Origin of the sequence: Polaromonas sp. (assembly GCF_010365105.1) — a bacterium.
Classification (GTDB): domain Bacteria; phylum Pseudomonadota; class Gammaproteobacteria; order Burkholderiales; family Burkholderiaceae_C; genus Polaromonas.
On record NZ_JAAFGZ010000003.1, the window covers coordinates 141,285 to 155,438 of the forward strand.

Here is a 14,154-nt window from a genome sequence, read left to right on the forward strand (position 1 = left end):
CCATAATCACGCCATGAAAATTTTGTTCGATTTCTTGCCGATTGCCCTGTTCTTTGGCATGTTCAAGTACGCCGAAGGCAACAAGGACTGGGCGGCCAGCACTGCCACCGACTGGCTGGGCTTTATGGTTTCAGGCGGTGTCGTCGGTCCGGCCGAGGCGCCGGTGCTGCTGGCCACGGTGGTGGTGATTGTGGCCACGATGGCGCAGATCCTGTGGCTCAAGGCACGCGGCCGCAAGGTCGATACCATGCTCTGGGTCAGCCTGGGGCTGGTCACTGCGCTGGGCAGCGCCACCATCTACTTTCACAGCGAAAGCTTCATCAAATGGAAGCCGACCGTTCTCTATTGGGTGATGGGCGCGTCGCTGCTGGTGGGCGAACTGGTGTTCCGGAAAAACGGCATCAAGTCGCTGATGGGTGCCCAGATGAGCCTGCCCGATGCGGTATGGCGCAAGGTCAACTTCAGCTGGGTGGCATTTTTCGCCGCCATGGGGTGCATCAACCTGTGGGTGGCCTTCAACTTCCCGACCAGCACCTGGGTCAACTTCAAGCTGTTTGGCGGCATGGGCCTGATGCTGGTGTTCATCCTGGCGCAGGCATTTTTCCTCAACAAGCACATCAAGCCGGACACCACGCCATGAGCCACTCTCCCAGCGAAAACACCGCACTGCCCGTGCGTGTCAAGGAAATCGAGCAGCAGCTCCATCAGCGCCTTGCACCGACCCTGCTGCAAGTGCTGGACGAAAGCGCGGCCCATGCCGGCCATGCCGGCGCCAATGCGCAGGGATTCGGTTCGCACTTTCGGGTTCGCATTGCCAGCCCGGCGTTTGCCGGCAAGAGCCGGGTAGCGTGTCACCGGCTTGTGTATGATGCAATGCAAAATTTCATCGACCAGGGCCTGCATGCCCTGGCCATTGAAATCGTCAAAGACGCTTGATGGTCTTCGGGTTAAACCGGCCCGCTTGATCTTTCGCAACAGTGACGGCCCTCTGGCTGGAACAATCACCCCTACAAACACCCTTCCTAAGGATTTTCACTTGATCATGAAGAAACAATTTTTAATGGCCACGGCCATGGCGAGCCTGCTGGCGCTGAGCGCTGGCGCCATGGCCCAAAACCTTGCCATCGTCAATGGCAAGGCCGTTCCCAAGACCCGGCTGGACGCGCTGGCCCAGCAGGTGGCCAAGGCCGGCCGCCCGGTGACGCCGGAAATGGAAGGCCAGTTGCGCGAAGAAGTCATTGCCCGCGAAGTGTTCATGCAGGAAGCCGAAAAGCAGGGAATTTCCGGCAGCGACGACTTCAAGGCACAGATGGAACTGGCGCGCCAGACCCTGATGATCCGCGAGTTGTTCGCCAACTACCAGAAAGCGCATCCGGTCACGGATGCCGACCTGAAGGCCGAATACGACAAGTTCGCCGCAGCCAATGGCGGCAAGGAATACAAGGCGCGCCACATTCTGGTCGAAAAGGAATCCGAAGCGACGGCCATCATTGCCAGCCTGAAAAAAGGCGGCAAGTTTGAGGACATCGCCAAGAAGCAATCGAAAGACCCTGGTTCCGGCGCCAAGGGCGGCGACCTGGACTGGGCCAACCCGTCCAGCTACGTGCCCGAGTTCACCGAAGCGCTGCTCAAGCTGAACAAGGGCCAGACGACCGACACGCCGGTCAAGTCGCAGTTCGGCTACCACGTCATCCGGGTGGACGACATCCGCTCGGCGCAACTGCCCGCGTTTGAAGAAGTCAAGCCGCAAATTGCCCAGCAGATGCAGCAGCAAAAGCTCTCGGCCTTCCAGGAAGAATTGCGCAAGAAAGCCAAGATCGAATAAGCAGGACGCTTGAAGCATAAAAAAACGCGGCCAAGGCCGCGTTTTTTCATGGATGGCCCGGCATCACACCCGGGGCGGGTCGGTTTCCCTCTCCGGATGGCGGTGCTGCGCAATCCCCTTGATGAAGGCGGCGACAGCATCGGCCGCACTTTTCGAAGCGGCGACGATGATCCCGCTATCGGGTTTGCCGTCTGGCAAGGTGGTTGGCACGCCCGCTTTTTCCAGCAGTGCGGTGGAAGCACCCAATACCAGCATCGTCTTGCCATGCCGGTACTGGTCCTTGATGAACTCCATGGTGTGCCCGTCCAGGGCCAGCGCATCGACGCCCGCCTGTCCATCGGGAAGCACCAGCGCATCGAACAGGAAACCTGGTTCGTTTTCAAGCGAGGCATCGGCGTCCAGCGTGTCGCCTTCTGCCGTGGCCACGGAGCCGATGTGGGGCGCCACCAGTCGCGGAACCGCACCCTCGGCCAGCAAAGCCGCCTGCACTTGAGCCACCAACGCACCCATGACGCCTGGCGCAATCAGCATGGCAATTTTCCTTGCCTTGATGCTGCCGTCGCCCGGCCGTGCCAGCAGCGACAGCATCGGTGAAACGGTCACCTCGGGCGCTGCTGGCTGCGCTAGCGCCGGCGGCATGGCGTCGGGAAGACTCTCCATGCCCAAGCCTGTGGCTACCTTCTGCGCCAGTTCTTCCGACGCATTGCGCAGCATTGACACGGTGCGCTGGCGAATCGCCGGCACCGTGACCTTGCTCAGCTCGAAGCGAAAGGCAGCGGCAATATGCGCTTTCTCGGCCAGCGTCTGGCTTTCGTAAAACAGCGTGGCCTGGGTGTAATGGTCGGCAAACTTCTCGGGCTTGCCACGCACCTTGGCTTGCTCTTCCTGCGCCTGCAGCCGTGCCGGCACGGTGACAAAACCCTGACCCGCACCCGCCTGGAAAGGACAGCCACCAGCCAGTGAATTCGGCTCATAGCTCACCCGGCCGCGATGAATCGCCTGGCGGTGCATGCCGTCTCGCTGGTTGTTGTGTACCGGCGCAATCGGCGAATTGATCGGGATTTCATGGAAATTCGGGCCGCCCAGGCGGGAAATCTGGGTATCGACATAGGAATGGATGCGTCCGGCCAACAGCGGATCATTTGAAAAATCGATGCCCGGCACGACATGCGCGGTGCAAAAAGCCACCTGCTCGGTTTCGGCAAAAAAGTTGTCCGGATTGCGGTTCAGCACCATTCGCCCGACCGGCTGGACCGGCACCAGTTCTTCGGGAATGAGCTTGGTCGCGTCCAGAATATCGAAGCTGAACTGCTCGGCCTGCGCTTCGGTGAAGATCTGCACACCCAGTTCCCACTCAGGGTAAACGCCCGCTTCAATGCGCTCCCACAGGTCGCGGCGGTGGTAGTCAGGGTCGGCGCCGGAAATTTTCACCGCTTCGTCCCAGACCAGCGAATGCGTGCCGTATTTGGGATTCCAGTGGAACTTGACGAACACCGACTCGCCGGCGTCATTGACGAAGCGAAAACTGTGAACGCCAAAGCCCTGCATGGTGGAAAGACTGCGCGGAATGGCCCGATCCGACATCACCCACATCAGCATGTGGGTCGATTCGGGCATTAACGAAACAAAATCCCAGAAGGTGTCGTGCGCGCTGGCAGCCTGCGGCATCTGGTTGTGCGGCTCGGGCTTGACGGCATGCACCAGGTCGGGAAACTTCATCGCGTCCTGAATGAAAAACACCGGCATGTTGTTGCCCACCAGGTCCCAGTTGCCCTCGTCGGTGTAGAACTTCACGGCAAAGCCGCGCACGTCGCGCGCCGTATCCTTGGATCCGCGCTCGCCGGCGACGGTGGAAAACCGCACGAACACCGGCGTGACCTTGCCAGCCTCCTTGAACGGCGCGGCCTTGGTGTATTGCGTGAGCGGCGCGTAGCATTCAAAAAACCCGTGTGCGCCGGAACCCCGTGCATGCACGATGCGCTCGGGGATACGCTCGTGGTCGAAATGGGTGATTTTCTCGCGCAGCACAAAGTCTTCAAGCAGCGCCGGCCCGCGCAGGCCGAACTTCAGCGAATTCTGGTTGTCGGCTATGGGCACGCCCTGGTTGGTGGTGAGCATCTGGCCCGACGAATCCACACGCACGCGGTCCAGCGTCTCGATGATGGCGTTTACGCCTTCGGGTGCAATGGTCCCAGTCTTGTCGCTGCTGTTTTCTTCAGACAGCGTGCTGCCGCTGGGCAGCCTGGAGTCCGGTTTGACAGTGACGCCTTGTTGGGGCGAGATGGCATTTTCAAATCCGTGCTCGGCAGGCTTGGTCGGGTTGAAGGGCATGGCGGCGGCCAGCGCTTCAGTTTGCAGCATTTTTTCAACATGCTTGTCGCCACCTGAATCAGGCTTCACCTTGGCAGGGCCGCTATCGGTATTGCGGGCGGCTGCCTTGGCGGGAGTGTTGCTTGAAGAATTTTTTCCGGTATTTTTTCGGCCATCGGCCGATGGGATGGTTTTGGGCATGGAGGTTGGGAATGAGCCGGCAGGATTGCCAACCGTCACAATACCCAAGCACGCTGGAGCAATCTGTAGGACGTGACCGTTTGCCCGGGAAAGCATTTTGTGGAACGTGAAAGTTGTTCCTGCATCCTGTGGATAACTTTGTTGATGAGCCCCTGCAAAAGCTGCCAAAGCGAGACAAGGCGGGGCTTGAGCCGGGATGCCAAAAATTAAGGCAGAAACGGCCAGACCTGTTTCAAAGCATTCAACCCCATCAGCAGACCGATCAGCACCGGCTGGTGCAGCAGATAGTAACTGAGGCTCCAGCGCCCCAGTCCGGCCAGAGCGCTGATGGCCGGAAGGGCTGGCTTTGCCTGAGGAGCCAGCCACTGCGGCCGCACGCGCTGCACCCAGTTGCCTGCTGCCATTCCCCACCACATCACCCCTAGCCACGGAATCAGCGGAACGTAGTCTTCAGTGACAGGTTTGCGGCTGACCAGCCCCAGCCAGTTGAAGATTTTCTGGTTGAGAAAATCCATTTCAGGCCAGGCCGCATGCGCTCCGGCCGCCCAAAACTTCATGGCAATGGCGGCGCTGCCCAGCAGCCACAGCCAGCGTCCCCAGCCGGCCGTCAGGCGAACGATCAACAGCATCACCGCCAGGCCATGGAGCACGCCAAAATAAATAAAGCTTTGCGGATACATCGCGTAGGAGCCGGCGCTGACCAGCAGCGCGCTGCCCGCCACTTGCGCCCAGCGCCGCCAGAACCGGGGCCAGCGCTGACCCCGGTGCACTGCAACCGCCTGCCCCAGGCCCGCTGTGAAAAGAAACAGGCTGACGATGACGTTGCGCTGCCAGGTCCAGACGGGATTGACGTAGAAATCCTGCTGCAGGTAGCCAAAATGGTTGAGGTCAAAACACAGGTGATAGACAGTCATCCAGACAATGGCCGCACCGCGCAGGGCATCGAGGGAGTCAAGGCGGCGAAAAGACATGGCGCAGAGTGTACGCAGATGTTTTTTTGCTACGCTTGAGGCGCATTAAGTAATAACCCCACACCCGCGTTCGCGCAAGTTCGTTAACATCCTTCAAGCCAAATAGTACGGTCGTTCTATTTCTCAAAACCCCATAGGGACAAGCATGAAAACAATGTATTTACTGGGCGCCGTTGCGGCAGCTTCGTTGCTGGTGGCCTGCGGAGGCGACTCGGCCGACAACCTGGGTGTCGTAGACAACACTCCGGCGCGCGGCGCACTGATCCAGAGCCCGCCGCCGCGCACGGCCTTCTTCACGGCAGGCGATTTCGCCGCCAAGCTCAATGCCAGCGCCAATGGCCGCAACCTGCTGGCCGTGGCCGGCACACCCAAATGCGGTGTCGATGTTCAATACATCAAGTACGGCACCGTCGGCGGCGCTGGCGAAGCGACCGACGCCACGGGCGCGCTGATGACGCCCTCTGGCGGTCCGGACTGCACCGGCAGCCGGCCCATCGTGCTGTACGCCCATGGCACGACAACCGTGAAAAGCTATAACCTGGCGAACCTTCTGGACGAAACCAGCGCGGCCTATTCCGAAGCCGCGCTTATTGCGGCCGTCTATGCGGCACAGGGTTTCATCGTGGTGGCGCCCAACTATGCAGGTTACGACGCATCCAAACTGGCCTATCACCCCTACCTGAATGCCGACCAGGAATCCAAGGACATGATGGATGCGCTGAGCGCGGCCCGCAAGGCCCTGCCCGGCCTGATCCAGCCGGTGAAGGACAACGGCAAGTTGTTCATCACCGGTTACTCGCAAGGCGGCCATGTGGCCATGGCCACGCACAAAGCCATGCAGGCCGCCGGCCAGACCGTCACGGCCAGCGCGCCGATGTCCGGCCCGTATGCGCTGGCAGCCTTTGGCGATGCGGTGTATTACGGCAACGTCAACCTGGGCAGCACGCTGTTCACGCCACTGCTGATCAACAGCTACCAGAAGGCCTACGGCAACATCTACAGCCAGCTGACCGACATCTACGAGCCCGCCTATGCCAGCGGGATCGACACCTTGCTGCCGACTGACACGCCGCTGTCTTCGCTTCTGGCACCCGGCGGAAAACTGCCGCAGACCGCCTTGTTCAGCCGCACGCCGCCCACGGCGCCGGCCGGTTCGCCGCCCTCGCTGCAGCCTACGCTCAACGCCATCAGCCCTCCGACCACACCGCCTGAACTGGCGCCGCTGTTTGCCCTGGGATTTGGCACCAGCAACCTGATCACCAACCAGTCGCGCCTGAATTACCTGCTTGACGCGCTGGCCAACCCGGATGGTGCTGTGCCAAAGCTGACCAACGCCCTGCCCCCTGCCAACCCTGCCAATCCGATGCGGGTGGCGGCCAAAAAGAACGACTTGCGCAACTGGACGCCAACGCGCCCGGTGCTGCTGTGCGCCGGCAGCGGCGACCCGACGGTGTTCTACAACGTCAACACCCAGCTGATGCAGGGTTTCTGGTCCAGCCCGTCGCCGGCAGCGCCGGCCGCCGGCTTGCTGACGGTGCTCAACGTGGACTCGGCACCCACCGGCGCCAGCGATCCTTATGCGGCAGCCAAAGCCGGTTTTGCGCAGGCCAAGGCGGGCACCGCACTGGCAGCCGTGGCCGCTGGCGCTTCGGATGGCGGCGCCTCGGCGGTGGTACAGGCTTACCACGGTGGCCTGGTTCCGCCGTTCTGCAATGCCGCTGCACGCGGATTCTTCCAGCAGGTCACGGCCTCCGGTTTGTAAATTACAGGAATATTTTTCTCATGAATCACAAGCAATTGGCCATCGCAGGCATTCTGGCAGCTTGCGCAGCAGCACCGTCCATGGCGCAGCAAAACACCATCAAACTGGGCATTTCCAACGTTCAGCCGCATTCAAGCGCCAGTGATTTCTCGGGACCGTTCACCCCCAGCGGTATCAGCCTGGAAGTGCGCGACAAGACGACACCCTTCTTTTCGTACACCCGCGAACTCAGTGACCAGTGGGATGTGGAACTGGCGCTCGGCTTTCCGCCCAAGCACGACATTGCCCTGAAGGTCAGCAACCCTGCCCTGCCAGGCAGCGCCCAGGCCTTGTCCGGACAGGTGGGCGCCACCATCCGGCAGGTGGCGCCCACCCTGTTTGTGAATTACAAGTTTCTTGAAAAAACCAGCGTGTTGCGGCCCTTCGTGGGCGCGGGCATCAACTACACGCGTTTTGACAAGACCCATTCGACGGCCGCTGGCGATGCGCTCAATGGCGGCCCCACTTCGATTTCGCTCGAAGACTCGGTTGGCCTTGCGCTGCAAGCTGGCGTGGCCTGGCGGCTGAGCAACGAATGGTCGGTGTCGGCGTCGCTGGCAACGGCGCGGGTGACATCGAAAATCACCACCAACACGCTGGGCATCGAGCGCCATGCGGACATCACCTTCAAGCCCAGGGTGTTTACGGTGGCAGTCGGTTATTCGTTTTAAAAGGGAACGGTTCAACATCCTGGCAAGGGATTTGAACCGTATCTCCAGAAGGAAAAAGGGGGCCTTGTGCCCCTTTTTCTACGCCGAAACAACCCCCTACCGGCAGGAAAGATCAACTCCGGCATCGGTCCATCGCCATAATTCAGGCCATGCACCTGCCACCCCAAATCACCCGTCTCCCGCATGCGGGCCACAACTGCCTGCAACTCAAGACCCGCCACGGCACCGCCATCCTTGCCCTGCACGGCGCGCATCTGCTGTCATGGGTGCCGACAGGCCAGCGCGAGGTGTTCTGGCTGTCACCCCAGTCCCTGCCCGAACCGGCGGCCATACGCGGCGGCGTGCCGGTGTGCTGGCCGTGGTTTGCCCGGCAGGGCATGCCCGCCGATGCGCTGCAGCACGGCCCGGCTCGCAACCTGCCGTGGCAAGTCAGCGCGGTACATGCCAGCAGCGACGATGAAATCAGCCTGAGCCTGGCGCCTTGCGCCGATGTCTCCCTTGCCGCCCTGGCGCCCGATCTGCAGGTCAGCCTTCAACTCACGCTGGGCCGGACGCTGCGCCAGACGCTGCACACCCGCAACCTGGGCACGCAGACGTTTCAACTGACGCAAGCGCTGCACAGTTATTTTGCCGTCAGCCACGCGGCGCAGATGGGCATCGAAGGACTGGATGGCCTGCCCTACCGGGACAAACTGCGCGGCATGGCAGCCGACATCCAGCAAACGCCGTTTGTCCTCGACCAGGCATGCGACCGCATCTACCATGCAGCGCCAGATGCCGGCAGCGCTTTCACCGGCCGCTATGCGCTGGCCGACGCGGGCTGGCAGCGTCGCATCGTCATGCAAACGCGCGGCAGCCGGTCGGTGGTGGTGTGGAACCCCGGCAGCGAAGGCGCACGCAAGATGGCCGACGTGCCCGACGACGGCTGGCAGGATTATTTCTGCATCGAGGCCGCGAATGCCGGGCCGGATGTTATTGCGCTGGCGCCCGGCGCCGAACACTGGCTGGGGCAAACTTTAAGCATCGAATAAGCCTTTTGCGCAGGACTGGTGGGCGCAATCTGCTATCTATCCGATAGCAAATCGCACCATTCTCGAAACCGCTTGTTCAGCCGACCCACTGGCGCGCGTTGTGCCACAGCTGCATCCATGGGCTGGCAGTGCTCTTGTCCAGGCGGGTCCAGCTCATCTGCACGTTGCGAAACACCCGCTCGGGGTGCGGCATCATCGCGGTGAAGCGGCCGTCTGCCGTGGTGACGGCCGTCAAGCCGCCGGCGCTGCCGTTCGGATTGGCCGGATAGGCGTCGGTCGGCTGGCCATGGTTATCGGTAAACCGCATGGCCGCAATCGCCTTGCCGGCATCGCCCCGGTGCGCAAAGTTGGCATAGCCTTCACCATGCGCCACGGCAATCGGCAGGCGCATGCCGGCCATGCCGGCGAAGAACAGGCTGGGCGATTCCAGCACTTCCACCATCGACAGACGGGCTTCAAAGCGCTCGCTGCGGTTGGTGGTGAAGCGCGGCCAGGCCTCGGCACCCGGAATGATGTCGGCCAGTTCGGCAAACATCTGGCACCCGTTGCACACGCCCAGGCCAAAGGTGTCGCTGCGGCCAAAGAAACCGCTGAACTGCTCGGCCAGCTGCGGATTGAAGGTGATCGAACGCGCCCAGCCGATGCCCGCGCCCAGCGTGTCGCCGTAGCTGAAGCCGCCGCAGGCAACGACGCCGGCAAAGTCGGCCAATCGGGCGCGGCCGGTCTGCAGGTCGGTCATGTGAACGTCGATGGCCTCGAAACCAGCCTGCGTGAAGGCGTAAGCCATTTCCACATGCGAATTGACGCCTTGCTCGCGCAGCACGGCGACTTTGGGGCGCGACAGCATCAGGGCGGGGGCTGAAAGCGGGGAGCCCTCAACCCTGCCCTCTCCTAATGGGAGAGGGAGCAAGCCCAGAGGAAGAGGCAGAAAGCCCGCAGGCAGGAAGACATGCAGACCGGGGTCTGACGGTTCACCGGCGGCGGCATGTTCGGCATCGGCGCCGGCCGGGTTGTCGCGCTGCTGGCAAATCTTCCAGCTCACGGCGTCCCAGACCTGGTGCAGGTCCTGAAGCTTGGCCTTGAACACCGCCTTGGTGTCGCGCCAGACCTGCACTTCACCCTTGCCGACGTCCAGCGACGCATGCGCCGGCCGGGTCTTGCCGATGAAATGGCTGAATCTGGACAGCCCGTGCGAGCGCAGCGTCTGCATCACGTCATTGCGCGCATCGGTCCGCACCTGGATCACAGCGCCCAGTTCCTCATTGAACAGCGCCTTGAGCGTCAGCTCGTCGCGGCGGCCGCTGACCTGCGACGCCCAGTTCTTGCTGTCGCCCATTTCCATGCGGCTGTCGCTGATGCCGTCGCCCTCGACCAGCAGCATGTCGATGTTGAGCGACACGCCGACATGGCCGGCAAAGGCCATTTCGCAGGCCGTGGCGAACAGGCCACCGTCGCTGCGGTCGTGGTAGGCCAGGATTTTTCCCTGCGCGCGCAGTTCATTGATGGCGTTGACCAGGTTGACGAGGTCTTGTGGGTCGTCAAGGTCGGGCACTTCGCCGTCTTCGAGATGGAGCGTTTGCGCCAGGATCGAGCCGCCCATGCGGCGCTGGCCCTTGCCCAGGTCGATCAGGATCAGCGTCGTGTCGGCTTCAACGGTATTGAGTTCCGGCGTGAGCGTGCCGCGTACGTCCGCCAGCGTGGCAAAGGCGCTGACGATCAGCGACACCGGCGACGTGACTTTTTTGGCCGCGCCATCGCCCTCGTCCTTCCAGACGGTGCGCATCGACAGCGAATCCTTGCCGACCGGAATCGACACGCCCAGCGCCGGGCACAGTTCCATGCCGACGGCCTTGACGGTTTCATACAGCGCCGCGTCCTGGCCCGGCTCGCCGCAGGCAGCCATCCAGTTGGCTGACAGCTTGACGCGCGGCAGCTCGATGGGTGCGGCCAGCAGGTTGGTGATGGCTTCGGCCACGGCCATGCGGCCTGACGCAGCGGCGCCGCCCGAGCCCATGGCGGCCAGCGGCGTGCGCTCGCCCATGCTCATGGCCTCGCCGCCAAAGCCCTGGTAGTCGGCCAGCGTCACGGCGCAATCGGCCACCGGCACCTGCCACGGGCCGACCATCTGGTCACGGTGCGTCATGCCGCCCACGGTGCGGTCGCCGATGGTGATCAGGAAACGCTTGGAGGCCACCGTCGGATGGCTCAGCACGTCGATGCAGCTTTTTTGCAGGTCAACGCCGGTCAGGTCGATGGGCTTGATCGTCTGCACAACGGTTGTCACGTCGCGGTGCATCTTGGGCGGTTTTCCAAGCAGCACGTTCATCGGCATATGAACTGGAACCCCCACGCTCCCCACTGCGTGTGGTTCGCTGCCCCCCGAGGGGGTCGCTGCGCCTGCAGCCCGGCGAAGCCGGTTCTGCGGCCCCGGCTGATATGGAAGGCCAGTGCTTACTTCGTCTGTGACGATCAACTCTCTTTCTTCGGTCGCCACGCCAATGACCGCAAACGGGCAACGCTCACGCTCGCAAAACGCCTCGAACTGCGCCAGCGACTCGGGGGCAATCGCCATCACATAGCGCTCCTGGCTTTCGTTGCTCCAGATTTCCTTCGGGCTCAAACCACTTTCTTCGAGCTTGACGGCGCGCAAATCAAAGCGCGCGCCGCGCCCGGCGTCGTTCACCAGTTCGGGAAAGGCGTTCGACAAGCCGCCGGCGCCCACGTCATGAATCGCCAGAATCGGATTGTGCAGCCCCAGCTGGGCGCACTGGTTGATGACTTCCTGCGCGCGCCGCTCGATTTCCGGGTTGCCGCGCTGCACCGAATCAAAGTCCAGGTGCGCCGCATTGGCGCCCGACGCCATGGAACTGGCCGCGCTGCCGCCCATGCCGATGCGCATGCCGGGGCCGCCGAGCTGGATCAAGAGCGTGCCCGCCGGAAACAGGATTTTGTGCGTCAGTTCGGCATCAATCGTGCCGACTCCGCCGGCAATCATGATCGGCTTGTGGTAACCCCAGCGCTGGCCGCCAACGGTCTGCTCGTATTCGCGGAAGTAGCCGTTCAGATTCGGGCGGCCGAACTCGTTGTTGAATGCCGCGCCGCCCAGCGGGCCTTCGGTCATGATCTGCAGCGGGCTGGCGATGTGGCCGGGCTTGCCGTAGTCGCCATCGAACAGTCTGGACACCGTGAAGCCCGTCAAACCGGCTTTCGGTTTGGAGCCGCGCCCGGTCGCGCCCTCGTCGCGGATTTCGCCGCCTGCACCAGTCGATGCACCGGGAAACGGGGAAATCGCCGTCGGGTGGTTGTGCGTCTCGACCTTCATCAGCACATGCGTCAGCACGTCGTCCATGGCGCTATAGCTTTGATAGCTGCTTGCGCCCGTCAGGTCTGCGGAAACGGTCGATTTGGCATAAAAACGCTGGATTTTCGCGCCTTCCATGACCGAAGCGTTGTCCGAATAGGCCACCACCGTGTGATGGGGATTGAGTTTTTCGGTGTTGCGGATCATGCCGAACAGGCTCTTGTCCTGCGGCACGCCGTCGATGGTGAAGTCGGCGTTGAAGATCTTGTGCCGGCAATGCTCGCTGTTGGCCTGCGCGAACATCATCAGCTCGACATCGGTCGGGTTGCGTTGCAACTGGGTGAAAGCCTTGACGAGATAGTCGATCTCGTCGTCGGCCAGCGCCAGACCGAACTCGCTGTTGGCCTGTTGCAGCGCGTCCTTGCCGCCGTGCAGCACGTCGATGGTTTGCAGCGGTGCGCCCTGCAGTTCGGTGAACAAACCCGCTTCGGCCTGTGCGCGGTCGGTGACCACGCTTTCCGTCATGCGGTCGTGAAGCAGCACTGCCACCTGCTCGCGCTGGGATGCCGTCAAGGCCGACTTGCTGAAAAAGCCCGATTTCAGGCTCAGCCGGTATTCGGTGATACGTTCGATCCGCCGCACTGCCAGACCGCAGTTGTGCGCAATGTCCGTCGCCTTGGACGCCCAGGGCGACACCGTACCGAAGCGTGGCGACACGATGAACGGCGCACTGTCAGTGGCATTTCCAACCGGCTGTTCGCACGGTTCGCCATAGCTGAGCAAGGCCGCCAAACGGGTTTTCAGGGCCGCCGAAGGAATCTCCTCGGTGGCGACCAGATGCACAAACCGGGCGCTGATGCCAACGATCTTGTCGTGGATGGCTTGCAGGCGGGGAAGGAGTTGCTGGACGCGAAAATCGCTCAGGGCGCTGATGCCGTGGGCGTCGCCCTCAAAGGTAGTCAGGTGCAGGGTCACGGTAGCGGTGGCCTTTTGGATTGAAAAGTGGTGGAGAGCAGCCGGCAAGCTGTCTTGGTCGAATCTGAAACACTTTGCTGGAAATAGATTCCCGGCAAAAGGCCAAAATCTGCGAGGTTCGCATCAAGCAGCAATTTTATCAGCGCACCGGCCGGCCCAGGACGCGCCGCCAAAACCCCTGCTGCCCCGGTGAAAAACGCGCGCCAAGCTCCGGTGGGATAATTCCGGCATGAGTATTACTATCAAAGATGCAGCCGGTATTGAAGGCTTGCGCGTGGCGGGCAGGCTCGCCGGCGAGTTGCTGGATTACCTGACCCCTTTCGTCAAACCTGGCGTGACCACCAACGAAATCAACCAGTTGGCGCACGACTACACCATCAACGTTCAAAAGGCGATTCCAGCCACGCTCGGTTACGGCCCGCCGAGCTACCCGCCCTACCCCAAGTCGCTGTGCGCCTCGCTCAACCACCAGGTGTGCCACGGCATTCCGAACGACAAGCCGCTGAAAAAAGGCGACATCCTGAACTTGGACGTTACCGGCATCAAGGACGGCTGGCACGGCGACAGCAGCCGCATGTTCCTCGTCGGTGAATGCTCGATAGCCGCCAAGCGGCTTTGCCAGGTCACGTACGAAGCCATGTGGCACGGCATCACGAAGGTCAAGCCCGGCGCGAGACTGGGCGATGTTGGCTATGCAATCCAGACTTTTGCCGAAAAAAACGGCTACACCGTAGTGCGTGAATTTTGCGGCCACGGCATTGGACAAAAATTCCATGAAGAGCCGCAGGTGATGCATTACGGCCGCCCCGGCACGATGGAGGAACTCAAGCCCGGCATGGTGTTCACCATCGAGCCCATGATCAACATCGGCAAGCGCGACATCAAGGATGGCCCGGAAAAAGACGGCTGGAGCATCGTGACGCGCGACCATTCGCTGTCGGCGCAATGGGAACACATGGTGCTGGTCACCGAGACCGGCTACGAAGTGCTGACGCTGTCGGCCGGCAGCCCGCCGATTCCGGATTTTGTACAGCAGCCATCGCTCGAAAAAACCGCCGCCTGATCCCG

The 14,154-nt window shown here is 61.9% G+C and carries 10 protein-coding genes; 7 read left to right on the forward strand and 3 right to left on the reverse strand.

Annotation, left to right across the window (positions count from 1 at the left end):
- The first annotated feature begins 13 nt into the window (after positions 1-13).
- The 3 genes from GZ092_RS03130 (at position 14) to GZ092_RS03140 (ending at position 1,825) form a co-directional block, all read left to right on the forward strand.
- Positions 14-640: a septation protein A gene (locus tag GZ092_RS03130; RefSeq protein WP_293634266.1), complete on the forward strand. Its 627-nt coding sequence runs from the start codon at positions 14-16 to the stop codon at positions 638-640.
- Positions 637-936 (forward strand): BolA family protein, encoded by a 300-nt coding sequence (locus tag GZ092_RS03135; protein WP_293634267.1) that lies wholly within the window; start codon positions 637-639, stop codon positions 934-936. The genes GZ092_RS03130 and GZ092_RS03135 overlap by 4 nt, the downstream gene beginning before the upstream one ends.
- Before the next feature lie 106 nt (positions 937-1,042).
- Complete coding sequence (locus GZ092_RS03140) at positions 1,043-1,825, forward strand: peptidylprolyl isomerase (RefSeq protein ID WP_293634354.1); 783 nt, start codon at positions 1,043-1,045, stop codon at positions 1,823-1,825.
- 63 nt (positions 1,826-1,888) lie between these two features.
- Here GZ092_RS03140 and GZ092_RS03145 read toward each other — a convergent pair whose 3' ends face one another.
- Both GZ092_RS03145 and GZ092_RS03150 read right to left on the reverse strand, forming a co-directional pair.
- Entirely contained in the window at positions 1,889-4,336 is a 2,448-nt protein-coding gene (locus GZ092_RS03145; protein ID WP_293634268.1) for a catalase, read from the reverse strand.
- 206 nt (positions 4,337-4,542) lie between these two features.
- A complete protein-coding gene (locus GZ092_RS03150) occupies positions 4,543-5,307 on the reverse strand; it encodes a heparan-alpha-glucosaminide N-acetyltransferase (RefSeq protein ID WP_293634269.1) in 765 nt (254 codons plus the stop codon).
- A gap of 145 nt (positions 5,308-5,452) precedes the next feature.
- Here GZ092_RS03150 and GZ092_RS03155 point away from each other — a divergent pair, with 145 nt between their 5' ends.
- The 3 genes from GZ092_RS03155 to GZ092_RS03165 all read left to right on the forward strand — a co-directional run bounded on the left by GZ092_RS03155 (position 5,453) and on the right by GZ092_RS03165 (position 8,810).
- Complete coding sequence (locus GZ092_RS03155) at positions 5,453-7,069, forward strand: prolyl oligopeptidase family serine peptidase (RefSeq protein WP_293634270.1); 1,617 nt, start codon at positions 5,453-5,455, stop codon at positions 7,067-7,069.
- Positions 7,070-7,089: 20 nt separating this feature from the next.
- Positions 7,090-7,779, forward strand: a complete 690-nt coding sequence (locus GZ092_RS03160; RefSeq protein WP_293634272.1) for an OmpW family outer membrane protein — start codon at positions 7,090-7,092, stop codon at positions 7,777-7,779.
- Positions 7,780-7,928: 149 nt separating this feature from the next.
- Positions 7,929-8,810 (forward strand): D-hexose-6-phosphate mutarotase, encoded by an 882-nt coding sequence (locus GZ092_RS03165; protein ID WP_293634274.1) that lies wholly within the window; start codon positions 7,929-7,931, stop codon positions 8,808-8,810.
- 76 nt (positions 8,811-8,886) lie between these two features.
- Here the strand turns inward: GZ092_RS03165 and purL are convergent, their stop codons facing one another.
- The gene (purL, locus tag GZ092_RS03170) at positions 8,887-13,086 is read right to left on the reverse strand and encodes a phosphoribosylformylglycinamidine synthase (RefSeq protein WP_293634276.1); all 4,200 of its coding nucleotides are present in this window, start codon (positions 13,084-13,086) and stop codon (positions 8,887-8,889) included.
- Positions 13,087-13,315: 229 nt separating this feature from the next.
- Between purL and map the strand changes: the two genes are divergently transcribed.
- On the forward strand, positions 13,316-14,149 hold the full coding sequence (gene map / locus GZ092_RS03175) for a type I methionyl aminopeptidase (protein ID WP_293634278.1): 834 nt from the start codon (positions 13,316-13,318) through the stop codon (positions 14,147-14,149).
- Positions 14,150-14,154 lie beyond the last annotated feature (5 nt).